This window comes from Streptomyces sp. AJS327 (genome assembly GCF_013450295.1).
GTDB lineage: Bacteria > Actinomycetota > Actinomycetes > Streptomycetales > Streptomycetaceae > Streptomyces.
In genome coordinates this window covers 1,515,724-1,537,075 of sequence record NZ_SKBR01000001.1, presented here as the reverse complement: position 1 = coordinate 1,537,075, position 21,352 = coordinate 1,515,724, and the positions used below count along the sequence as shown (strand labels likewise).

Sequence of the window (21,352 nt, the reverse complement as noted above, 5' to 3'; positions counted from 1 at the left end):
TCAGTGACCCATGCCCAATCCGCCGTCGACGGGAATGACGGCTCCGGTGATGTACGCGGCCTCCTCGGAGGAGAGGAAGCGGACGGTGGCGGCGACCTCCTCGGGCTCCGCGTACCGCCCCAGCGGCACCTGCTGGAGGATTCCCGAGCGCTGCTCGTCGTTGAGCGCGCGGGTCATGTCGGTGTCGACGAAGCCGGGGGCCACGACGTTGCAGGTGATGCCGCGCGAGCCCAGCTCCCGCGCCAGGGAGCGCGCGAACCCGACGAGACCGGCCTTGGAGGCCGCGTAGTTGGCCTGCCCGGCGGAGCCCAGCAGCCCGACCACCGAGGAGAGCAGCACGATCCGGCCCTTGCGGGCCCGCAGCATCTGCCGGGAGGCGCGCTTTACCATCCGGAAGGTTCCGGTCAGGTTGGTCTCCAGTACCGAGGTGAAGTCCTCCTCGGACATCCGCAGCAGCAACTGGTCGCGGTTGACGCCGGCGTTGGCGATCAGCACCTCGACCGGGCCCTGCTTCTCCTCGATCTCCTTGAACGCCTGCTCGACCTGCTCCGCGTCCGTGATGTCGCACTTGACGGCGAGGAAGCCCGCGGGCGGGTCGCCGGAGCGGTAGGTGACGGCGACGTTGTCGCCCGCCTCCGCGAAGGCGTGCGCTATGGCCAGGCCGATACCGCGGTTGCCTCCGGTGACGAGTACCGAGCGGCTCAAGGTGGGACCACCCTTTCTGAGTTCTCCGCGCGGACGCGGCGGATGTGGGGCACAGCACCGGGGTGCGCCGCCGACGCGGCACCCGGGGGCCGGTCCGCCCGGCTCCGCCGCGCCGCTCACACGGCGCCGCCCGGAACGCTGTCCGTGAGAAAGCTATCGAATGCGGTGTGAGCACGCGGAATCGGGCGACGACAGGGGGGCAGCCGAAGCGCTGTGGGATGTCTACAGATGGTCGGGACATCAGGGGCGCGGAACGGGATGATTCCCTGACGGCCGTCCCCCGGCGGCCGCCCCGCGACGGACAGGAGGCTCCATGCCCCACTCCCCCGGTGATCCCCCCGGCGGTCCCCACGTCGGTCCCCCCGGCTCGCCGCCGGCTGGCTCCCCCGGCCGGGGCGCCGGACGGCAGCCCCTCGACGAGACCTTCCTCGCCCTCCCCCTGCGTCAGCTGGCCGACGCGGCGCTCGGGCGGGCCCGCGCGCTCGGCGTCACCCACGCGGACTTCCGGTTCGAGCGGGTGCGCGCGGCGGGCTGGCGGCTCCGGGACGCGAGACCGGCCGGTTCGGCGGACACCACCCGCACCGGCTACGCGGTCCGTGTGGTGCACCGGGGTGCCTGGGGCTTCGCCTCCGGCGTCGACGGCACCCCGGAGGCCGCCGTGCTGGTGGCCGAACAGGCGGTCGCGATGGCCGAGTTGTCCGCGCGGGTGCTGGCCGCCGGATCGGGTGCCGGGGCGGCCGACGCCGTGGAGCTGGCCGACGAGCCGGTGCACGGCGAGCGCACCTGGGTGTCCGCCTATGACATCAACCCGTTCGAGGTGCCCGAGGCGGAGAAGACCGCGCTGCTCGCCGAGTGGAGTGCCCGGCTGCTGGGCGCGGAGGGCGTCTCGCACACCGACGCCTCACTGCTCACCGTCCAGGAGAACAAGTTCTACGCGGACACCGCCGGGACCGTCACCACCCAGCAACGCGTCCGGCTCCAGCCCCAGTTGACCGCCGTCGCGGTGACCGACGGCGGTGAGTTCGAGTCGATGCGCACCCTCGCCCCGCCGGTCGGGCGCGGCTGGGAGTACCTGCTGGGCACCGGCTGGGACTGGGACGACGAGCTGGCGCGGATCCCCGGGCTGCTGGCCGAGAAGCTGCGCGCCCCCTCGGTCGACCCCGGCGTCCACGACCTGGTGATCGACCCGTCCAACCTGTGGCTGACCATCCACGAGTCGGTCGGCCACGCCACCGAACTCGACCGGGCGCTGGGCTACGAGGCGGCCTACGCGGGCACCTCCTTCGCCACCCCGGACCAGCTGGGCACCCTGCGCTACGGCTCGCCGCTGATGAACGTCACCGGTGACCGGACCGCCGAGCACGGCCTGGCGACCATCGGATACGACGACGAGGGGGTGCGCGCCCAGTCCTGGGACCTGGTGCGGGAGGGCGTCCTGGTCGGCTACCAGCTCGACCGGCGCATCGCGCGGCTGACCGGGATGGGCCGCTCCAACGGCTGCGCCCACGCCGACTCCCCCGCCCACGTCCCGCTCCAGCGCATGGCCAACGTCTCGCTGGCCCCGGCACCCGGCGGACCGGGGACCGAGGAACTGATCAGCGGGGTGGACCGGGGGATCTACCTGGTCGGGGACCGCTCCTGGTCCATCGACATGCAGCGGTACAACTTCCAGTTCACCCAGCAGCGGGCGTACGAGATCCGTGGCGGCCAGCTCCGCGGCCAGCTCCGCGACGTGGCCTACCAGGGCATCACCCCCGAGTTCTGGGGCTCGATGGACGCGGTGGGCGGCCCGGGCACCTACGTGCTGGGCGGCGCCTTCAACTGCGGCAAGGCACAGCCGGGGCAGGTGGCCGCCGTCTCACACGGCTGTCCCGCCGCCCGCTTCCGTGGTGTCAGCGTCCTCAACACCGCACGGGAGGCGGGCCGTTCATGAGCACGGCGGCAGTATCCACCACCGGCCGGGAGCGGCGTCCACGCTCCCCGGTGGCCGGGGCGGACCGGCGCACCGGCCCCCCGTCCGGACGTCCCGCGCGGGGAGCGGACCGCGCCGTGCCGTACGGCGCGCGGCACGACGCACGGCACGGCGGCACGACCAGCCCCACACCGCCCCGCACCGGCGGGCACGTCACGAGGGAGGCAGGATGAGCAGCGCGGCGAGCGCTTCCGTCAGCACACCGCACGAGGTGGTCGAGCGGGCCCTGGAGCTGTCCCGGACCGACGGCTGCGTGGTCATCGCGGCGGAGACCTCCTCGGCCAACCTGCGCTGGGCGGGCAACGCGCTGACCACCAACGGCGTCACCCGGGGCCGGGAGGTGACGGTGATCGCCACCGTGGACGGCGCCGAGGGCGCCGCCTCCGGGGTGGTCTCCCGCTCCGGCGCCACCCCCGGGGAGCTGGAGGGCCTCGTGCGGGCGGCGGAGGAGGCCGTGCGCGCCTCCGAACCGGCGGAGGACGCCCAACCGCTGGTCGAGGGCGGGCCACCGGCCGCCGACTTCACCGAGCCACCCGCGGAGACCTCGCACGCGGTCTTCGCCGAGTTCGCGCCGGAGCTGGGCGAGTGCTTCGCGCGGGCCCGCGCCGCGGGCCGGGAGCTGTACGGCTTCGCCTCGCACGAGCTGGTCTCCAGCTACCTCGGCAGCTCGACGGGGCTGCGGCTGCGGCACGACCAGCCCACCGGCTCGCTGGAGATGAACGCCAAGTCCACCGACCACACCCGGTCCGCCTGGGCCGGGCGCGCCACCCGCGACTTCAGCGACGTGCGCCCCTCCGAGCTGGACGCGGAACTCGCGCGGCGGCTCGGCTGGGCGGAGCGGAGCGTCCAGCTGCCCGCCGGACGGTACGAGACGCTGCTGCCGCCCACGGCCGTGGCCGACCTGCTGATCTACCAGCTCTGGTCGTCCGGCGCGCGGGACGCGGCGGAGGGCCGGACCGTCTTCAGCAAGGCCGGTGGCGGCACCCGCGTCGGCGAGCGGCTGGGGCGGCTGCCGCTGACCCTGCGCAGCGATCCGCACGCCCCCGGTCTGGAGTCGGTGCCCTTCGTGCTGGCGCACGCCTCGGGAGACACCAGCTCGGTGTTCGACAACGGCCTGCCGCTCACCGCGACCGACTGGATCCGGGAGGGCACGCTGACCACACTGCCCGCCACCCGGCACAGCGCCGGGCTGACGGGCCTCCCGGCGGCGGGGGCGCCGGACAACCTGCTGCTGGAGGGCGGGGGCCCACGGAGTCTGGAGGAGATGGTGGCCGACTCCGGCCGGGACGGCCCCTGTCTGCTGCTGACCTGCCTCTGGTACATCCGCGAGGTCGACCCGGCGACGCTGCTGCTCACCGGCCTGACCCGGGACGGCGTCTACCTCGTCGAGGGGGGTGAGGTGCGCGGGGCGGTGAACAACTTCCGCTTCAACGAGTCGCCGGTGGACCTGCTCGGCCGGGCCACCGAGGCCGGACGTACCGAGCGGACGCTGCCCCGCGAGTGGTCGGACTGGTTCACTCGCGCCGCGATGCCGCCGCTCCGCGTCCCGGACTTCAACATGAGTTCGGTCAGCCAAGGCGTCTGAGCGGTGCTCCCCCGCCCCGGCATAGACTCGGGCCCGACCCGTATCCACCGACCTCAGGAACGTGACGTGACACGCCTCGGCGACTCCGTACAGCGTGCCGGCGAACTGCTGGCACAGGACCTCTCCTCCGACCGGACGGCCGAGCGGCTGCTGACGGAAACGGGCTCGCGGCGCTATCTCGACCTGAGTGACCTGCCCGCCCCGGAACAGGCGGCGCTGATCGCGTCCCGCGCGGTCGACGTGCTGCCCTCCGAGGAGCGGCTGGCGGAGACGATCGAGGCCCGGCGAGCCGAGGGCGGGGGGCTGCACGTCAAGCTGGGGATCGACCCCACCGCGGCCGAGGTCCACCTGGGCCACGTGGTGCCCATGATCATCCTCAGCCGGTTCCAGCGGATGGGGCACCGGGTGACGCTGATCATCGGGGACTTCACCGCGAAGATCGGTGACCCCTCCGGGCGCAGCGCGGAGCGTCCGCCGCTGACCGACGCCGACATCGCGCGGAACCTGGCGGGCTACCAGGAGCAGGTGAAGCCCTTCTTCGACTTCGAGCAGGTCGGTTTCCGGCACAACAGCGACTGGCTCGGCTCCTTCGGCTTCCCCGAGCTGGTCACCCTGCTCGCCCAGGTCCCGGCCTCCGCGCTGCTCCAGCGGGACGACTTCCGCAACCGCCTCGCGGAGGGCTCCGGGCTGACGATGTCCGAGCTGATCTACCCGGTGGCGATGGCCCTCGACTCCGCCGAACTCGACTGCGACGTCGAGCTGGGCGGGATCGACCAGCTGCTGAACATGCAGATGGGCCGTCGGGTGATGGAGGTCTACGGCCAGCGTCCGCAGATGATCGTCACCATGCCGCTGATCGAGGGCACGGACGGCTCGGGCGCGAAGATGTCGAAGTCCAAGGGGAACGCGGTCGCCCTGACCGCCGCCGCCGACGAGGTGTTCGGCAAGGTCATGTCCATCCCGGACCGGCTGATGGTGCCCTACCTGCGAGCCTGGACGGAGTGGACCGACCCGGAGATCGAGCTGGTCACGGCCCGGATGGAGGCCGGGACGCTGCACCCGATGGACCTCAAGCGGATCCTCGCCGGGGAGGTCGTCACCGCGCTGTACGGGGTGGCGGCGGCGATGACCGCGCGCGCCGGGTTCTCCGCCCGGTTCTCGCGCAGGTCCTTCGCCGAGGTGGAGAGCCTGCCGGTGCTCTCGCTGACGGAACACGGCGCGGAGGGCGTCACCGCGATCCTCGCCCGGGTCCTGGAGTTCGCGCCCAGCGCCTCGGCCGCCCGCCGGGTCGCCAAGCAGAACGGGCTGCGGCTGGTCGTGGAGACGGCGGACGCGGGTCAGGTGACGCTGGTCCTCACCGAGGCGGACGCGCTGCGCCCGGCGGCCGAGGTGCTGCCGGAGAAGCTGGCCGAGGCCGGGGCGAGCGGCACCGTCTACCTGAAGGCGGGGCGCCGGGTGGCGGAGGTCCAGGGGCTCTGAGCCGGCTGAGCCGGCGCCGCTATCGGTGCCGGCCCCGGCTCCGCCCCCGGACCGCCTGCCAGAGGGGTGCGCCGAGCGCCACGATCACCACGGCGCCCGCGAGTTGCAGCAGGTGCCGGATCCAGTCGACGCCCTTGGTGTCGTGCACGCCGAGGCCGCTGGCCAGCGCGTTGCCGATCAGGCTGCCCAGGATGCCGAAGATCACGGTCAGCCAGAGCGGGATGCGCTGCCTGCCGGGGAGGATGGCCCGCGCGAGCAGACCCAGTACCAGTCCGACGATGATCGCCCACAGCCAGCTCATGGCGTCTCCCGGGTGACGTCTCGTGCTCGTCCGCGCCCCGGCACGTGGGGCGGTGCCGGTGTCCGCCCAGTCTGCGCCCGGCGGGGCTACGTCGCATGACGGAGGGCGCCATGCGTGCTCCGGCGGAGCCGGTCCGGTCGGCCCGGCTGGCCTCCCCCGCCTCGAACGCGGGGGAGGCGGGGCGTACCGTAGTAGCGGTCAGGGACCTCATATGCCGGGCCGGGTCCGGCATGAGGAACAGGTGGTGGAATGTGATGCGGAAGCAGGCTTCCCCCGAGGTCTTCCGGATCACCGGAGCCCGCCGGGGCCTTCAGGAGGACGTGCGCGGCCGTCAGCGGCGGTACGTGATCACGATGTTGGTGCGCACCCTGTCGGTGCTGCTGACGGTGGCCCTGTGGAACGTCCAGCGTCCGCTCGCCATCGCGGCCCTCGTCCTCGGCACCCTGCTGCCGTACGTCGCGGTGGTGATCGCCAACGCGGGCCGGGAGAACGCCGTATCGCTGCCGTCGACCTTCGGCGGGGCGCCCGCGCGGCCCGCCCTGGGCAGCGCGGAACCCGTGGCGGAGGATCCGGGAACGGAATCCAACGGACCGTCCACGACGCGTGGTTGAGCCCGGTACCCGAGCGAAGCTCAAGAAAAGCTCAGATCAATCCTTCGGTTCTGGTGCACCGCCCAGGGTGTCGCGTGCCATACTTCAAGAGCGCTCCGCATCCCCCGTCGGAGCGACAGACCGACGCCGGGCAGCTCCCCCCGTGGCTGCCCGGCGTCGCTTGTGTGCGGTCCTTCCACCGGCCGCGCTGGTCAGCGCGGTGCGGTCGACCTTTTGGCGGGGCCGGGGCGGCGAGGGATGATGGAGCGGTGATCTCTTTCCCCTCCTCCGACGAAGGCCCGTCCGGCTCGCCCGGTCCCGAGACGCCCGTCTGCTCGGCCAAGGGCTGCCGGGCCGACGCCGTGTGGGTGCTCGCCTGGAACAACCCGAAGCTGCACACCCCGGAGCGCCGCAAGACCTGGCTGGCCTGTGCCGAGCACCGGGAACACCTCTCCTCCTTCCTCAGCGTCCGCGGATTCCTGCGGGACGTGGTGGAGTTGGCGGAGTGGCGGGCCCGCCAGGCGGCCGGGTCGGACCCGGCGGACGGGCCGGAGGCGCCGGGCGCGACCGGCGGGCCGGAGCGCGGCGCCAGCTGAGGCGCGCGGCGGCACCGGCCGTCGGCGTCCCGCCCCGGGAGACCGGGGCAGGACGGGTGGGACGGGTGGGCCGGGTCAGCCCACCCACCGGGCGCCGGCGGGCACCGCCGAGCCGGGTCAGCCGCCGATCGCCGACATGGGGCGGCGGGGCTGGACGAACTCCGGGTCGTCGATCCCGGCACCGGCCTTCTTGCCCCACATCGCGGTCCGCCAGCGGGCGGCCAGCTCCTCGTCCGAGGCGCCGCCGCGCAGGGCGCCGCGCAGGTCGGACTCCTCGGTGGCGAAGAGACAGGTGCGCACCTGACCGTCGGCGGTCAGCCGGGTGCGGTCGCAGGCGCGGCAGAACGGCCGGGTGACCGAGGCGATCACGCCGACCCGGCCGGGGCCGCCGTCCACCAGCCAGCGTTCGGCGGGTGCCGAGCCGCGGGCCTCCTCGCCCTCCTGGGTCAGGGTGAACCGGGTGCGCAGCGCGGCGAGGATGTCCCCGGCGGTGATCATTCCGGCGCGCTGCCAGCCGCGCTGCGGGTCGAGGGGCATCTGCTCGATGAAGCGGAGCTCGTACTCGTGCTCCAGCGCCCAGGCGAGCAGGTCCGGCGCCTCCGACTCGTTCACCCCGGGCATCAGCACCGCGTTGACCTTCACCGGGGCGAGCCCGGCGGCCCGCGCCGCCGCCAGACCCCGCAGGACGTCGCCGTGCCGTTTGCGGCGCGTCATGCGCTGGAACACCTCGGGGTCGAGGGTGTCCAGGGAGACGTTGACCCGGTCGAGCCCGGCGTCGCGCAGCACCTCCGCGGTGCGCTCCAGGCCGATGCCGTTGGTGGTCAGCGAGATCCGGGGGCGCGGTTCCAGCGCGGCGCAGCGCTCGACGAGGCCGGTGAGGCCGGGGCGCAACAGTGGTTCGCCGCCGGTGAAGCGCAGTTCCTCGACGCCGAGCCGGGTCACGGCGATCCGCACGAGCCGGACGATCTCGTCGTCCGTGAGCAGCTCCGGCTTGGCCAGCCACTGGAGCCCCTCCTCCGGCATGCAATAGGTGCAGCGCAGGTTGCAGCGGTCGGTCAACGAGACACGGAGGTCGGTGGCGACCCTCCCGAATGTGTCGAGCAGCATGGCTGCGGCCCTCCCACGGTTGCTGGAACTGCTTGGCAGCGTACGTGAGGGTCGGCGGTTCGGGTACGGCGGTGGGCCTCCGGCCGGTGCCGGGCGCCGGTGCCGATCCGCAGGTGAGGGGGTGGTGGCGGCCGGTTCCCGGGGGTCGCGGCGGCCGCGGCGCCGCCTCCGCGCGTGTGCGGGGGCGGCGCCGGGTGGCGTCAGTGGGCGCCGGTGCCGGTCATGGAGCGGACCTCCAGCTCGGCGTACTTCTTGCCACCGGCTCCCTCGTCCTTCGTCAGCAGGGCGCCGATCCAGCCGAGCAGGAAGCCGACCGGGATGGAGATGAGGCCCGGGTTCTCCAGCGGGAACCAGGCGAAGTCCGCGTCCGGGATCATCGAGGTCTCCTTGCCCGAGACCACGGGCGAGAAGATCACCAGGCCCACGGCGGAGATCAGTCCGCCGTAGATCGACCAGAGGGCCCCCTGGGTCGTGAACCGCTTCCAGAAGAGGCTGTAGACCAGGGTCGGGAGGTTGGCGGAGGCGGCCACCGCGAAGGCGAGCGCCACCAGCCCGGCGACGTTGAGGTTGCCCGCCAGGGTGCCGAGTCCGATGGCCACCATGCCGATGATCACGGCCGAGATGCGCGCGGCCCGGACCTCCTCCTGCTCCGTCGCCTTGCCCTTGCGGATGACGTTGGCGTACAGGTCGTGCGCGAAGGACGAGGACGAGGCGAGGGTGAGCCCGGCGACCACCGCGAGGATGGTGGCGAAGGCGACCGCCGAGATCATCGCGAGCAGGATCGCGCCTCCGGTCGAGTCCGCCCCGCCGCCGATCTCCTGAGCCAGCAGTGGCGCCGCGGTGTTGCCCGCCTTGTCCGCGTCGGTGATCTCCTTGTTGGAGAGCAGCGCGGCGGCGCCGAAGCCGAGCGCGATGGTCATCAGGTAGAAGACACCGATGATGCCGATCGCCCAGTTCACCGACTTCCGGGCGGCCTTGGCCGTGGGCACGGTGTAGAAGCGGATGAGGATGTGCGGCAGTCCGGCGGTGCCGAGCACCAGCGCGATCCCCAGCGAGATGAAGTCGATCTTCGAGGTGGTCGTCAGCCCGTACTTCAGCCCCGGTTCGAGGAAGGCCGCGCCCTTGCCGCTGTTGTCCGCCGCCGCGCCGAGCAGGGTGGACAGGTTGTAGTTGAACTTGTGGAACACCAGGAAGGTGATGACGAGCGTGCCGCCGATCAGCAGCACCGCCTTCACCATCTGCACCCAGGTGGTGCCCTTCATCCCACCGATCGTGACGTACAGGATCATCACGATCCCGACGAACACCACGATGAGGTTCTTGCCCAGGTCGCCGGTGATGCCGAGCAGGAGGGCGACGAGGGCGCCGGCGCCGACCATCTGGGCCAGCAGGTAGAAGATCGAGACGGTGATGGTGGAGACCCCGGCGGCCGTCCGGACGGGACGCTGCCGCATCCGGTAGGCGAGCACGTCACCCATCGTGTACCGGCCGGAGTTCCGCAGCGGCTCCGCGACGAGCAGCAGCGCGACGAGCCAGGCCACCAGGAAGCCGATGGAGTACAGGAAGCCGTCGTAGCCGAACAGCGCGATGGCGCCGGCGATTCCGAGGAAGGAGGCGGCTGACATGTAGTCACCCGAGATCGCCAACCCGTTCTGGAAACCGGTGAACTGGCGGCCACCGGCGTAGAAGTCGGCGGCGTCCTTGGTGCGTCGGCCCGCCCACACGGTGATGGCCAGGGTCGCGACCACGAACAGCGAGAACAGCGTCACGATCAGCGGACGGTGCTCGCTCGCCCCTCCGGCGGCGAGTTGGTACGTGAGGCTCATGCGTCCGCCTCCAGGCGGGTCTTGATGGCTTCGGCCTTGGGGTCGAGCTTGGTCGCGGCATGCCGCGAGTACCACCAGGCGATCAGGAACGTGGTGACGAACTGCGCCAGCCCCAGCACGAAGGCGACGTTGATGTTCCCGACGACCTTCGTCGCCATGAACCCGCCCGCGTAGTTGGACAGCAGGACGTACAGCAGGTACCACGCGATGAACGCGAAGGTCAGGGGAAACGCGAACGAACGGTAGGAGCGGCGGAGTTCGGTGAACTCCGGGCTCTGTTGTACCTGCACGTAGTCCCGGGTGTCCCCGTTTTCCTGGGGACCGGAATTCTCGTGCTCCGGTGGGGTGTCCACAGTGACTCCAGACAGAACGTGACGATGGGGGACGGTGTGACGGACGTCTCCCTGGTCGTGCGGTGCGCGCATCGTAGATCCACGCTCGGCGGAACAACAGGGGTCGGTTGTTGAATCCCAAAGGTCACGGGCTTGTCACGCCCCGATAGCAGTCGCACTTTCTTTCGGTATCCATTGCTCGCCCGCAGTACACGGCGATAGCTTCGCTCGTCTGAGCGCACCTCAGCCGCACACTTGACGTACGGATGTGCGCCTGAGTACCGCTCAGCGGACAACTGCACACGAGACTCGGAGACCACATGGTTCCCAGACCTTCCAGATTTTCCGGACCCACGGGGTCCGCACGGCCCGCGAGACGCCGCCGCGCGCTCGCGATGCCGCTGGGGCTGGCACTGACCGCCTCACTCGGCCTGGCCGGGGCCGCCGTGGCCACGGCTCAGGACTCCCCGTCGGCGCCGAAGGCCGCCGACACCTTCAGCTACGTGGTGAACACCGAGACGGACTCGGACACCGTCAAGCGGGTGGAGAAGGAGATCGCCTCCGCCGACGGCAGTGTCGTCGAGACGTACGACCAGATCGGTGTCATCGTCGCCCATTCGGCCAATCCGGACTTCGGCAAGACCCTCCGCGCGGTGGACGGAGTGGACTCGGCCGGTGCCACCCGGACGGCTCCGCTGACTCCGGCGGCCTCCACGGACATCGGCAAGCCCGAGTACGTGAAGGCTCCCAAGGCGTCGGCGGCCGCCAACGCCAAGGCCAAGGGCGAGGAGCCGCTGGAGTCCCTCCAGTGGGACAAGCGGGCGATAAAGGCGGACAAGGCCAGCGAGATCAGCGGTGGCAGCGGCAAGGTGACGGTCGGTGTCATCGACACCGGCGTCGACGACACCCACCCGGACCTCAAGGCCAACTTCGCCAGCAAGCAGTCGGCGAACTGTGTCGGCGGCAAGGCGGACACCTCGAAGGGCGCCTGGCGCCCCTACACCGCCGAGGACTACCACGGCACCCACGTCGCGGGGATCGTGGCCGCGCCGCGCAACGGCGTCGGCGTCGCGGGCACCGCGCCGGGTGTCAAGGTCTCGTCCATCAAGGTGAGCGAGCCCGACACCTCGCTGTTCTTCGCCGAGGCCGTCGTCTGCGCGATGGTCTTCGCGGCCGAGAACGACGTGGACATCACCAACAACAGCTACTACGTCGACCCCTGGCTGTACGCCTGCCGCGATGACGCGGACCAGAAGGCGCTGGTCGACTCGGTGAGCCGCGCGATGACCTACGCACGCGACAAGGGCACCGCGCACATCACCTCGGCGGGCAACGACAACCAGGACCTCGCCGCCGAGGAGATCACCGACGAATCCAGCCCGAACGACAGCGAGCCGGTGACGCGCACCGTCGACACCGAGAACTGTGTCGACATGCCGACTCAGCTGGACGGAGTCACCTCGGTCTCCGCGACCGGGCCCGAGAAGAACCTCAAGTCGTTCTACTCGAACCACGGCCTGGGTGAGATCGACGTGGCCGGCCCCGGTGGCGACACCCGCTACCAGACGCCGGACGCCCCGGCCAAGAACGGCGGGGTGCTCTCCACCATGCCCGACGGGGACTACGCCTACCTCCAGGGCACGTCGATGGCCGGACCGAACGTCGCCGGTGTCGCCGCGCTGCTGAAGAGCCAGAACCCGAAGGCCACGCCGCAGGACATCAACTGGATGCTCAAGGCCCAGTCGAAGAGCGTGGCCTGCCCGACGGACTACGACCCGGACGGCGAGGGCACCTACGCGGCCGAGTGCACCGGCACCGACCGGGACAACAGCTTCTACGGTCACGGCATCGTGGACGCGTTGAAGGCCGTCTCGAAGTAACGTTCCGCTCGCTCCGTGCCGTCGTTGACGGCGGCCCGGGGCACCGGCGGTGACGCCCGGCGGGGTGTCGGATCGTCCGCGATCCGGCACCCCGCCTTCGTGCGCGCGCCCGCCGGGCCGACGCCTCCCGCACGCCCGACGGCCGCTCAGGACCGGGCGCGGCGACCGACGGGAGCGGCCGGTGAGACGAACGGCTGGCGACGGGAGCGGCCGGAGCCGTCAGGCCGGAGACGGGGGGGGAAGAGACGGACCGGAGGCAGCCGGAGGACGGCCGTGGTTGCCCGGGGCAACCGCCGCCGCGCCGCGTTGAGTTGAGTCTCCGTGACGGGTGCCCGGGTTCGCCCGGACGGGCCGGGCCAGCCGGGTCAGCCGGTGCTGGCCGGTACGGCCTCCTGGCCAGCGGGGCCGGAGTCACCGACGGGACCGGAGTCGGCCACGGGAGCGACACCGGCCGCCGTACCGGGGGCGGGCTCCGCTCCCCCCGGCTCGGGGGCGGGCTGCCATCCCGGCCCCCGGAAGACCCGTCCCGCGCGCTCCCGCCAGCTCCGCGCCGCGCGCAGGTCGCGTCCGATGGCCAGGTACTCGTGGGTGGCGACGCGCAGCGGGTTGTGGGTGCCGATGTTCTTGGTGAGGCCGAAGACACAGGGCTTGGTCTCGGGGACGAAGGTCCCGAACATCCGGTCCCAGACGATGAGGATGCCGCCGAAGTTGCGGTCCAGGTAGTCGCCCTGGGAGGCGTGGTGCACCCGGTGGTGGGAGGGCGTGTTGAAGACGAACTCCACCGGGCGCGGCAGCTTCCCGACCCGCTCCGTGTGCACCCAGAACTGGTAGACGAGGTTGGCGGAGGAGCAGAAGGCCAGTGCCGCCGGATGGACGCCCAGCGCGATCAGCGGCAGGTAGAACGGCCAGACGGTCCAGCTCGTCCAGGGCTGGCGCAGCGCGGTGGTGAGGTTGAACTTCTCGCTGGAGTGGTGCACCACGTGACAGGCCCACAGCACCCGGATCACATGGTGGCCCCGGTGCGACCAGTAGTAGAAGAAGTCCTGCGCGAGCAGCATCAGCGGCAGCGTCCACCACACGACCGGCACGCTCAGCGGCGTCAGTTCGTAGACGGCCACGTAGATGGCGACGATCGGGATCTTCCACAGCGCGTCGAAGACCAGGCTGCCGAGCCCCATGGTGACGCTGGTGGCCGCGTCCCTGGTGGAGTAGCCCGCCGCCCCCTCCTCGGGGCGGAGTCGGACACTCACCATCTCGACCACGGTGAGGAGCACGAAAGCGGGTATCGACCAGAGCACGACGTCCGGGAGACTTGACGGCATATCGGCACGGTAGACCGGAAACCACGTGCTTACCAGAGGGTGTTACCTGCAAGTAAGAAGTGATCACCGCCCGCACCCCGCCGCCGTCCCTCCACATCCCGGGCCCGTCGGCGCTCCGGTCCGGGCTCCCCCACGATCCGTCCGGAGCGGTGCCGCACTCCGCACCGTCGGCCACCCCGGGGGCTGGCGCGGGGGAGGCACGTAACCGACGACCCCTCAGTTTCCGGGCGCGCGCCCGCGCGTGGGGCCCTGGGCCCGGAGGGCGGCCCCCCGGATGTCCGGGGTGGGGCGGGCCGGGAGGGGGCCCACGGTGTCAGTCGGGACCCGTATTCTCTGGGACCATGCTCGAAGACCAGACGGCGCTCCCGGAAGAGACGGCCGGCGCGGCTCGCCTGCCCTCGCAACCCGCCGCGGCGGAGACCGAGGCGGCCCGCTGGCCCGCCCAATACCCCAGCGGCTACGCGGTCGTGGACGTCGAGACCACCGGTCTCCGGCGGGACGACCGCATCGTCTCGGCCGCCGTCTACCAGCTCGACGCCCGGGGGAACGTCCAGGATCACTGGTACTCCCCCGTCAACCCGCAGCGTGACCCCGGCCCGGTGTGGATCCACGGGCTGACCTCCGAGGCCCTGGCGGACGCCCCGCTCTTCGCCGAGATCGCGGACGCCTTCGCGGAACGGCTCGCGGACCGGGTCCTGGTCGCCCACAACGCCCTCTTCGACTGGTCGATGATCGCCCGGGAGTACGCCCGCGCCGAGCGCGAGGCCCCCGTGCGCCAGCGGCTGTGCACCATCGCGCTGGCGAAGGAACTCGCGCTGCCGCTGCCGAACCACAAGCTGGAGTCGCTCGCCGCGCACTACGGCGTGGTCCAGCGCCAGGCCCACCACGCCCTGGACGACGCCCGGGTGCTGGCCGAGTCGTTCCGGCCGAGCCTGCACCTCGCGGCCCAACGCGCGGCCCGGCTGCCGCTGCACGCCTGTCAGTCCCTCGCCGAGTGGTCGGACTCCGTCCTGCCCGGCACCGGGCAACCGGCGGACGGCCGGGGGCAGCGTCCGTACGCGAACAGCTGGCGGCCCTCCCGCAGACGGCCCGCCTGCCCCTACCCCAACCCGGGCCGTTACGAGCCGGGCGGCCGCCTGGTCCAGGGGATGCGCGTGGCCATCTCCGGCGACACCTCCGTCGACCGGGAACTGCTGGAGGACCGGGCGATCGAGGCCGGACTGCACATCGCGACCAGCGTCTCCCGCCTCACCAGCCTGGTGGTGAGCAACGACCCCCAGTCCCCCGCCGCCAAGGTGGCCAAGGCCCACTCCTTCGGCACACCGGTGATCGACGAGGCCGCCTTCAGCCAGCTCCTGCGGGACGTGGCCCCGGCCTCCGCGCGCTGAGGCCGGGCGCGCGGAGGGGCGTTCGGGCGGGACGGCCCGGTCCGCCGCCTCGGGCCCGCCCCGGCGGCGGGTGGCGCGGCCCCGCCGGGTACCGTCGGGAGGCGTGTACCGCTTCCTGCTGTCCCGGCAATGGGTGATGCTCACGCTCGTCGCGCTGCTGCTCATCCCGGTGACGATCCGGCTGGGCTTCTGGCAGCTGCACCGGCACGAGGACCGGGTCGAGCGCAACGACCGGGTGGCGGCCAGCCTCGACGCCCCACCCGTCCCCGTCACTCGGCTGACCAGCACCGACGCGGGCCCGCGCACGGAGGACAAGTTCCGCGCGGTGACGGCCACCGGCCGGTACGACGCGGAGCACGAGGTGGTGGTGCGGCAGCGCACCGCCTCCGACGAACAGTCCATCGGCTACTTCGTGGTCACCCCGCTGGTGCTGGCCAACGGGGACGCGCTGCTCGTCAACCGGGGCTGGGTGGACGCGGACAACGACCTCACCCAGCACCCCGAGGTGCCCGCCCCACCCCGCGGCGAGGTGCGGGTCACCGGGCGGCTGATGCCGGACGAGACCACCGCCGCCAGCGGCATCAAGGACCGGAAGGGACTGCCGCCCCGCCAGGTGATGCTGATCAACAGTCGGCAGCAGGCCGCCCGGCTGGACGGTCCGGCGCTGCACGGCTTCATCCAGCTGACCGCCACCTCCCCGAAGCCCGCGGGCACCCAGCCCGAGCTGCTGCCGAAGCCGGACAGCTCGGGTATCGGCCCGCACATGGCCTACGCGGTGCAGTGGTGGCTGTTCACCGCCGCCGTTCCGGTGGGGTGGATCATCCTGCTGCGCCGGGAGCGCGCGGACCGGCTGGCGGCACGCGCCAACGGCGGCGCGGACGGACCGGACGGCGCGGGCCCCGCGGGTGACACGGCCGTCCCGGACGGCGCAAGCGGTCCGGACGGTACGACCACCCCGGACGGACCGGACGGACCAGACGGACCGGACCCATCAGACGGACCGGACGGCTCCTCCCCGGCCGTTACGACTGACGGCGGGGGCGAGCCGGAACCGGGCGACACCGCTGACGCCCCCGAGCGGACGGCGGACGAGACGGCGGAGGGCGCGGCGGAGGGCGGCGCCCCGGCGGCCACCGCACGGCGCCCGGGCGGCGGTCCCGTGGCGGCCACCGCCGACTGACCGCCGAGCCGGGGCGCCCGCCGGGGACATGGGAGACGTCGGGGACGTCGGGGGCACCTCGCACACGTCGGGGCCGTGGGGTCCGGCGGGGTCATGGGCCCCTGGCACTGGGGGCACCTGGAGTGCCCGGGGTACCCGGGTCGCGTCCGCGGGACCGCCGGTTGTCCGGCGCGCGCCCCGCCGCGCTTCCGCGAACTCCGGCCGCTCCCGGGGGTCTTCCACGTCCCCCCTGGCCGGGTGCCGGGCGGCGGGAGGCAGACTGCTCCCATGGATCTCGGACTGACAGATCGCGTGTACGTCATCACCGGTGCCACCCGCGGCCTCGGTTTCGCCAGCGCCCAGCAGCTCGTCGCGGAGGGCGCCCGGGTGGTCGTCACCGGGCGCTCCGCGGAGGCCGCCGAGGCCGCCGCCGCCGAGCTGGGCGAGGGCCGGGCCGTGGGGGTGGCAGCGGACAACGCGGACCCGGCGGCCCCGGCTCGCCTCGTCGAGGCGGCCCGCTCGCACTTCGGACGGCTCGACGGCGTGCTGGTCAGCGTGGGTGGCCCGCCCGCCGGTGTCCCGGTGACGGAGGTGGACGACGAGCAGTGGCGGTCGGCCTTCGACAGCGTCTTCCTGGGCGCCGTCCGGATGGCACGCGCCGTCGCGGCCGAGCTGACCGAGGGCGGGGTGATCGGGTTCGTCCTCTCCAGTTCGGTGCACGAGCCGGTTCCCGGGCTGGGGATCTCCAACGGGCTGCGCCCGGGCCTCGCGGGCTTCGCCAAGACCCTCGCGAACGAGCTGGGCCCGCGCGGGATCCGGGTGCTCGGGCTGCTGCCGGGGCGCATCGGCACCGAGCGGCTGGCCTACCTCGACTCGCTGGCCGACGGCGCGGACGGCAGCGCCGCCCGGAAGCGCAACGCGGAGACGATCCCGCTGCGCCGCTACGGCAGCCCCGAGGAGTTCGGCCGCACGGCGGCCTTCCTGCTCTCCCCCGCCGCCTCCTACCTGACTGGCGTGATGCTCCCGGTCGACGGGGGCGCCCGGCACGGCTTCTGAACCGTCCGGCGGGCACCGGCCGTTCACCCGGCGCCCGCCGCCTGGGCCGTCCTCCTCAGACGACCCGGCGGGCGCGGTGCCGCGCGGAGCGCAGCCGGACCTCGGCCGGGAGGGCGGCCACCCCGATGGACGACCGGGCGTGCTCCAGCGCCTCGCCGTGCAGCTGACGGACGGCGGGGCCGGGTTCGGCGTGCGGGGCGAGCAGCAGCCCGATCCGGGTGCGCGGCCCGGTCCTCCGGCCGGTCAGCGTGACCCGGGCGCGCTCGACGCCCGGCTGGCCCTCGGCGTCGGCGGTGAGCGCGTCCTCCAGGGCCCGGCCACGCAGCAGTCCGGCCACCCCCTCCTCGCTCCCCTCGGGGGCGGCGATCAGCACCTCGCCGAGCCTGCGGCGGCGGGCCTGGGCCAGCACCCACCAGAGGGTGAGCAGGACGAGGGCGCTGAGCACCCCGATCACCACCGGCCACCACCAGCCCGTGTCCCGCCAGCGCGTGCGGTCGCCCTCGGCGAGGGGCACGTCCCCGCCCCGCGCCCACGGCCAGTCCGAGGGCAGGCCCAGCCCCCAGCGGTGGGGCAGTTCGAACCCGCCCGCCAGCAGGGCCAGTCCCACCGCCAGCGACAGCAGGCCGGTCAGTCCCAGCAGCACCCGGTTCACCACACGGAGCACGGCGCCCTCCTCACGGTCTCGCCGCTCGCCGTACCCGGACGGAGAGCGCGGGCTGGCGGTCGAGGCCGAGTTGCTCGATACCGCGTTCCAACTCCCCGTCCAGATCGGCCCGGACCGCGTCCAGCTCCCGGAAGTGCGCCTGGGCGCGGACGCGGACGCGGCGGCGCCGGACCCGCACCCGCAGCGAGTGCACCCCGGAGACGTCCATGCCCCGGTCGCGGAGCACCAGTGCGGCCGCGCGACGTTCCAGCCCGGCCCGGACGTGCGGGGAGACCCGCCGCATCGGCAGCAGTCCACGCCGTCCCGGGGTCAGCGCGAGCAGCAGCAGCCAGAGCCCCAGCAGGACGGCGAGGGCGGCGGCGATCCGCACCCCGGCGCTGTCGAGCCGGGCAGCCGCCAGCTCGTCCGCGAGCCAACGGCGCCAGGCCATCGCGGGCCGCCCGGCGCGGACGGCGGCGATGTCGTACAGCAGCAGCGCGCTCGCGGCGAGCAGCGCCAGCGCGAGCAGTCCGGCGGACAGCCGCCGGGTGGACCAGAAGCGGCCCGAGGCGCGTCCGCCGGAGGTCTCGCCCGGCTGGTAGGCGGCGGCCGAGGCGGACTGCTCCATACCGCCCGCGGGTTCGCCCTTGTCCAGTGTGGTGGGGCCGTCGCTCACGTCACCCTCCCGGGCCTCCGGCCGTCCAGCGCGGCGGAGCGCAGCCGCCGCACGGTGACGGCCACCTCCGGTACCGCCATGTCGACCAGTTCCCTTACCCGCGAAGTGACCTGACGACGCACGGCGGAGCACTGCGCGGCGATGTCGGAGGGGTAGGGCAGCTCGACGACGATCCGGATCCGCGCCGTCCGGTCGCCCACGGTGACCTCCGTGTGCGGCATCCGGTCCCCGGCGCCGGGCGGTCCCGTGGCGCGCAGGGCCTCCCGCGCGGCCTGCGCGGCGATCCTGGCGACCACCCGGTCGGCGACGGTGAGGGCACCCCGCTCGGCGGCGGGAGGGGCGGGGGGTGCGGCGGCCGGGCTCACCGGATCACCCGCGCCGCTCGCCGCGGCCCCGGAGCAGGTCCCCCGGGTCGAGGTCCCCCTCCAGGAACCTGCCCGCCACGAAGCCCACCACCCCCAACGCCGCCACCAGCAGGAACGCGCCGAAGCCGCCGAAGTACCCGGCGAAGCCCAGCGCCATGCCGGCGATCATGCCGATCACGGCCATGCTCATCTCGTACTCCTTCGTTCACCGGCGCCCGGGCGCCGGGGCACGTGTGCGGTGCGGTGCGGCGGCGTCGGGTGGGCGGCGGCGGGGCCGGTGCGGCTCCGCGCGGGACGGGCCGGGGTGCCGGTCCCCTCCGGCCCCGGGGACTCCGAGGGCGCCGGTACCGGGATCCGGGAGGGGGACCCGGGCGTCCGGCCAGCGGCGGCGGGCGACGGGGGCGGGAGGCTACTGGAGGCGACGCTGATCGTCGTTCTCCTCGCCGTCCTCCTCGGGCAGTTTCACGTCCCCGACCGCGATGTTGACCTCCACCACCTCCAGGCCCGTCATCCGCTCGACCGCGCGGATCACGTTCTCCCGCACGGCGCGCGCGACCTCGTCGATGGAGACGCCGTAGTCGACCACGATGTCCGTGTCGAGCGCCGTCTGGACCTCGCCGACCTCGGCCTTGACGCCCCGCTGGACGGAGCGGCCACCGCCGGGCACCCGGTCGCGCACCGCGCCGAGGGTCCGGGCCATCCCCGCCCCCATGGCGTGCACCCCGGGCACCTCGCGCGCCGCCATCCCCGCGATCTTCTCCACCACGCCGTCCGCGATGGAGGTGCGCCCACGCTCGGCCGGGGGTCCGCCACCTCCGCGCTCCCCCGGCCCGCCGGAGCCCCCTCCGCCCTCGCCCGAGCGGCGGCTCTCCTTACCCGAGGACGTGCCGGACGACCCTCGTTGCGCGGTATCGGACATCGCACTCACCCCTATCCGGTGCTCGCCGGTGGCGCGGAGCTGCGCCGCTCCGCTGACCACACTAGGCACGCCGAACGCCCCGCCCCGGGGTGATGCACGACCGAACGGGTGGGGGCGGGGACGGGGGACGGCCGGACCGGACGGCGAATCCGGGCCACGGACCGGAAAGGCGGGCCCGGAGCGCGGGCCCGGTCAACGGCGAAGTGGGGGCGGGCGGTTCAGTCGCCCAGGCCCACCAGGTCGCGCAGCCGTCGGCCCTGCGCGGCACGCTCGGCGGCGCGCTGCTCGTCGAGCGTGCGGGAGGCGGCTCCGGCGAGCAGCGCCTTGGTCTCGATCACCGCGTCCCGGGGGGCCGCCAGCAGCGCGGCGGACAGGTCGGCGAGGGCTCCGTCCAGCTCCTCGGGAGCGACCACCAGGTTGGCGAGACCGGTCCGCTCGGCCTCCTCCGCCGCGACGAAGCGGCCGGTGGCGCAGATCTCCAGCGCCCGGGCGTAGCCCACCAGGGCGACGAGCGGCTTGGTGCCGGTGAGGTCGGGGACGAGGCCGAGGCTCGTCTCCCGCATCGCGAACCGCGCGTCGGTGGCGCAGACGCGCAGGTCGCAGGCGAGCGCGAGCTGGAAACCGGCGCCGATCGCGTATCCCTGGACCCCGGCTACGGTGATCAGGTCGCTCCGGCGCCACCAGGTGAACGCCTCCTGGTACTCGGCGATGAGCGAGTCCAGCCGCTCCTCCGGCTCCCTGGCCATGTCGAGGAAGGACGGTTCGCCCTCGAAGCCCTCGGGCTCGAACGCCTGCCGGTCCAGACCGGCGGAGAACGCCGCACCCTCACCGCGCAGCACGACGACACGGACGTCGCCCGGCAGCACGCGCCCCGCCTCGGCCAGGCCGCGCCACATCGCGGGGGTCTGGGCGTTCCGCTTGGCGGGGTTGGTGAGCGTGACCGTGGCCACGGCACCGTCCACCGCCAGGTGTACGCCGTCCTTGTCGAGCAGGGTCATCGTGCGTCCTCCGGTGGCTACTCCACGGTTTAATTAACCGAAGAGTAACCACCGGGGACCGGTGCTCGGAAGTCCCGTCCCGACGGGCTGGCTCACGACGCGGCCGACTTCTTTCCCCTCGTCGCGCCGCCACGCCCACGCAGGGTCACCCCGGACTCGCTGAGCATGCGGTGCACGAACCCGTAGGAACGGCCCGTCTCTTCGGCAAGCGCCCGGATGCTCGCGCCGGATTCGTACTTCTTCTTGAGGTCTGCCGCGAGCTTCTCGCGTGTGGGGCCGGTCACCCGGCTGCCCTTCTTCAGAGTCTCGGCCACCCGTGCCTCCTCGTGGGAAGTGCGCTCTGTGCCTCTCATGATCACCCCTCCCCCCGCATCTGGCCACCCATTCGGCAAGGTCGGTACGGGCGGCGGCGGGCCGGGAACGCGGCACCAGCGGAACGGAATTTGACACTCC

22 protein-coding genes are annotated in these 21,352 nt (G+C 73.2%); 9 read left to right on the top strand and 13 right to left on the bottom strand.

The annotated features are described in order from the left end of the window. Nucleotides 1-705, bottom strand: a complete 705-nt coding sequence (gene fabG / locus E0L36_RS06200) for a 3-oxoacyl-[acyl-carrier-protein] reductase (RefSeq protein ID WP_180927812.1) — start codon at nt 703-705, stop codon at nt 1-3. Nucleotides 706-1,018: 313 nt separating this feature from the next. On the opposite strand from fabG, the gene E0L36_RS06195 reads away from it, so the two are divergent. The 3 genes from E0L36_RS06195 (at nt 1,019) to tyrS (ending at nt 5,741) form a co-directional block, all read left to right on the top strand. Further along, the gene (locus tag E0L36_RS06195) at nt 1,019-2,638 is read left to right on the top strand and encodes a TldD/PmbA family protein (RefSeq protein WP_180927811.1); all 1,620 of its coding nucleotides are present in this window, start codon (nt 1,019-1,021) and stop codon (nt 2,636-2,638) included. 208 nt (nt 2,639-2,846) lie between these two features. Beyond that, complete coding sequence (locus tag E0L36_RS06190; protein WP_180927810.1) at nt 2,847-4,262, top strand: metallopeptidase TldD-related protein; 1,416 nt, start codon at nt 2,847-2,849, stop codon at nt 4,260-4,262. A 66-nt stretch (nt 4,263-4,328) separates the two neighbouring features. Beyond that, nucleotides 4,329-5,741, top strand: coding sequence for a tyrosine--tRNA ligase (tyrS, locus tag E0L36_RS06185; RefSeq protein ID WP_180927809.1), 1,413 nt, complete (start codon nt 4,329-4,331; stop codon nt 5,739-5,741). Nucleotides 5,742-5,760: 19 nt separating this feature from the next. Here the strand turns inward: tyrS and E0L36_RS06180 are convergent, their stop codons facing one another. Beyond that, nucleotides 5,761-6,042, bottom strand: a complete 282-nt coding sequence (locus E0L36_RS06180; RefSeq protein WP_180927808.1) for a GlsB/YeaQ/YmgE family stress response membrane protein — start codon at nt 6,040-6,042, stop codon at nt 5,761-5,763. Between the two features lie 254 nt (nt 6,043-6,296). Here E0L36_RS06180 and E0L36_RS06175 point away from each other — a divergent pair, with 254 nt between their 5' ends. Then, nucleotides 6,297-6,653 carry a DUF3099 domain-containing protein gene (locus tag E0L36_RS06175; protein ID WP_180927807.1) on the top strand — a complete coding sequence of 119 codons (357 nt, stop codon included), beginning with the start codon at nt 6,297-6,299 and terminating at the stop codon, nt 6,651-6,653. A 251-nt stretch (nt 6,654-6,904) separates the two neighbouring features. Beyond that, a complete protein-coding gene (locus E0L36_RS06170; RefSeq protein ID WP_308416706.1) occupies nt 6,905-7,228 on the top strand; it encodes a hypothetical protein in 324 nt (107 codons plus the stop codon). Nucleotides 7,229-7,345: 117 nt separating this feature from the next. Here E0L36_RS06170 and moaA read toward each other — a convergent pair whose 3' ends face one another. The 3 genes from moaA to E0L36_RS06155 form a co-directional block, all read right to left on the bottom strand. Beyond that, on the bottom strand, nt 7,346-8,335 hold the full coding sequence (moaA, locus tag E0L36_RS06165) for a GTP 3',8-cyclase MoaA (protein WP_180927806.1): 990 nt from the start codon (nt 8,333-8,335) through the stop codon (nt 7,346-7,348). 200 nt (nt 8,336-8,535) lie between these two features. Next, on the bottom strand, nt 8,536-10,161 hold the full coding sequence (locus E0L36_RS06160; protein ID WP_180927805.1) for a cation acetate symporter: 1,626 nt from the start codon (nt 10,159-10,161) through the stop codon (nt 8,536-8,538). Next, nucleotides 10,158-10,514: a DUF485 domain-containing protein gene (locus E0L36_RS06155; protein ID WP_308416647.1), complete on the bottom strand. Its 357-nt coding sequence runs from the start codon at nt 10,512-10,514 to the stop codon at nt 10,158-10,160. The genes E0L36_RS06160 and E0L36_RS06155 overlap by 4 nt, the downstream gene beginning before the upstream one ends. A gap of 374 nt (nt 10,515-10,888) precedes the next feature. Between E0L36_RS06155 and E0L36_RS06150 the strand changes: the two genes are divergently transcribed. Beyond that, nucleotides 10,889-12,373 (top strand): S8 family serine peptidase, encoded by a 1,485-nt coding sequence (locus tag E0L36_RS06150; RefSeq protein ID WP_180927803.1) that lies wholly within the window; start codon nt 10,889-10,891, stop codon nt 12,371-12,373. Between the two features lie 365 nt (nt 12,374-12,738). Here E0L36_RS06150 and E0L36_RS06145 read toward each other — a convergent pair whose 3' ends face one another. Beyond that, nucleotides 12,739-13,695 carry a sterol desaturase family protein gene (locus E0L36_RS06145; protein ID WP_180927802.1) on the bottom strand — a complete coding sequence of 319 codons (957 nt, stop codon included), beginning with the start codon at nt 13,693-13,695 and terminating at the stop codon, nt 12,739-12,741. A gap of 341 nt (nt 13,696-14,036) precedes the next feature. On the opposite strand from E0L36_RS06145, the gene E0L36_RS06140 reads away from it, so the two are divergent. From E0L36_RS06140 to E0L36_RS06130, 3 genes are all read left to right on the top strand, one after another. After that, nucleotides 14,037-15,083: a DEDDh family exonuclease gene (locus E0L36_RS06140; RefSeq protein WP_180927801.1), complete on the top strand. Its 1,047-nt coding sequence runs from the start codon at nt 14,037-14,039 to the stop codon at nt 15,081-15,083. A 103-nt stretch (nt 15,084-15,186) separates the two neighbouring features. Then, nucleotides 15,187-16,263 carry an SURF1 family protein gene (locus E0L36_RS06135; protein ID WP_180927800.1) on the top strand — a complete coding sequence of 359 codons (1,077 nt, stop codon included), beginning with the start codon at nt 15,187-15,189 and terminating at the stop codon, nt 16,261-16,263. 267 nt (nt 16,264-16,530) lie between these two features. After that, on the top strand, nt 16,531-17,298 hold the full coding sequence (locus tag E0L36_RS06130) for an SDR family oxidoreductase (protein ID WP_180927799.1): 768 nt from the start codon (nt 16,531-16,533) through the stop codon (nt 17,296-17,298). Between the two features lie 55 nt (nt 17,299-17,353). Here E0L36_RS06130 and amaP read toward each other — a convergent pair whose 3' ends face one another. The 7 genes from amaP to E0L36_RS06095 all read right to left on the bottom strand — a co-directional run bounded on the left by amaP (nt 17,354) and on the right by E0L36_RS06095 (nt 21,213). After that, nucleotides 17,354-17,962 carry an alkaline shock response membrane anchor protein AmaP gene (amaP, locus tag E0L36_RS06125; protein ID WP_180927798.1) on the bottom strand — a complete coding sequence of 203 codons (609 nt, stop codon included), beginning with the start codon at nt 17,960-17,962 and terminating at the stop codon, nt 17,354-17,356. Nucleotides 17,963-17,972: 10 nt separating this feature from the next. Then, complete coding sequence (locus E0L36_RS06120) at nt 17,973-18,617, bottom strand: DUF6286 domain-containing protein (protein WP_180927797.1); 645 nt, start codon at nt 18,615-18,617, stop codon at nt 17,973-17,975. Beyond that, nucleotides 18,614-18,982, bottom strand: a complete 369-nt coding sequence (locus E0L36_RS06115) for an Asp23/Gls24 family envelope stress response protein (RefSeq protein WP_180927796.1) — start codon at nt 18,980-18,982, stop codon at nt 18,614-18,616. The genes E0L36_RS06120 and E0L36_RS06115 overlap by 4 nt, the downstream gene beginning before the upstream one ends. 4 nt (nt 18,983-18,986) lie before the next feature. Then, nucleotides 18,987-19,172, bottom strand: coding sequence for a hypothetical protein (locus E0L36_RS06110; RefSeq protein ID WP_180927795.1), 186 nt, complete (start codon nt 19,170-19,172; stop codon nt 18,987-18,989). Nucleotides 19,173-19,391: 219 nt separating this feature from the next. After that, nucleotides 19,392-19,901 (bottom strand): Asp23/Gls24 family envelope stress response protein, encoded by a 510-nt coding sequence (locus E0L36_RS06105; RefSeq protein WP_180927794.1) that lies wholly within the window; start codon nt 19,899-19,901, stop codon nt 19,392-19,394. 218 nt (nt 19,902-20,119) lie between these two features. Next, nucleotides 20,120-20,899, bottom strand: coding sequence for an enoyl-CoA hydratase/isomerase family protein (locus tag E0L36_RS06100; RefSeq protein ID WP_180927793.1), 780 nt, complete (start codon nt 20,897-20,899; stop codon nt 20,120-20,122). A gap of 92 nt (nt 20,900-20,991) precedes the next feature. Next, entirely contained in the window at nt 20,992-21,213 is a 222-nt protein-coding gene (locus tag E0L36_RS06095) for a helix-turn-helix domain-containing protein (RefSeq protein WP_180927792.1), read from the bottom strand. Between the last annotated feature and the right edge of the window lie 139 nt (nt 21,214-21,352).

What these genes read in the sequence shown, in the direction of transcription:
- E0L36_RS06100 (WP_180927793.1), bottom strand. Translation starts at nt 20,899, where the DNA reads ATGACCCTGCTCGACAAGGACGGCGTACACCTGGCGGTGGACGGTGCC.
- E0L36_RS06130 (WP_180927799.1), top strand. Translation starts at nt 16,531, where the DNA reads ATGGATCTCGGACTGACAGATCGCGTGTACGTCATCACCGGTGCCACC.
- E0L36_RS06105 (WP_180927794.1), bottom strand. Translation starts at nt 19,901, where the DNA reads ATGTCCGATACCGCGCAACGAGGGTCGTCCGGCACGTCCTCGGGTAAG.
- moaA (WP_180927806.1), bottom strand. Translation starts at nt 8,335, where the DNA reads ATGCTGCTCGACACATTCGGGAGGGTCGCCACCGACCTCCGTGTCTCG.
- E0L36_RS06195 (WP_180927811.1), top strand. Translation starts at nt 1,019, where the DNA reads ATGCCCCACTCCCCCGGTGATCCCCCCGGCGGTCCCCACGTCGGTCCC.
- E0L36_RS06175 (WP_180927807.1), top strand. Translation starts at nt 6,297, where the DNA reads ATGCGGAAGCAGGCTTCCCCCGAGGTCTTCCGGATCACCGGAGCCCGC.
- E0L36_RS06180 (WP_180927808.1), bottom strand. Translation starts at nt 6,042, where the DNA reads ATGAGCTGGCTGTGGGCGATCATCGTCGGACTGGTACTGGGTCTGCTC.
- E0L36_RS06145 (WP_180927802.1), bottom strand. Translation starts at nt 13,695, where the DNA reads ATGCCGTCAAGTCTCCCGGACGTCGTGCTCTGGTCGATACCCGCTTTC.
- E0L36_RS06110 (WP_180927795.1), bottom strand. Translation starts at nt 19,172, where the DNA reads ATGAGCATGGCCGTGATCGGCATGATCGCCGGCATGGCGCTGGGCTTC.
- E0L36_RS06190 (WP_180927810.1), top strand. Translation starts at nt 2,847, where the DNA reads ATGAGCAGCGCGGCGAGCGCTTCCGTCAGCACACCGCACGAGGTGGTC.
- E0L36_RS06150 (WP_180927803.1), top strand. Translation starts at nt 10,889, where the DNA reads ATGCCGCTGGGGCTGGCACTGACCGCCTCACTCGGCCTGGCCGGGGCC.
- E0L36_RS06140 (WP_180927801.1), top strand. Translation starts at nt 14,037, where the DNA reads ATGCTCGAAGACCAGACGGCGCTCCCGGAAGAGACGGCCGGCGCGGCT.
- E0L36_RS06160 (WP_180927805.1), bottom strand. Translation starts at nt 10,161, where the DNA reads ATGAGCCTCACGTACCAACTCGCCGCCGGAGGGGCGAGCGAGCACCGT.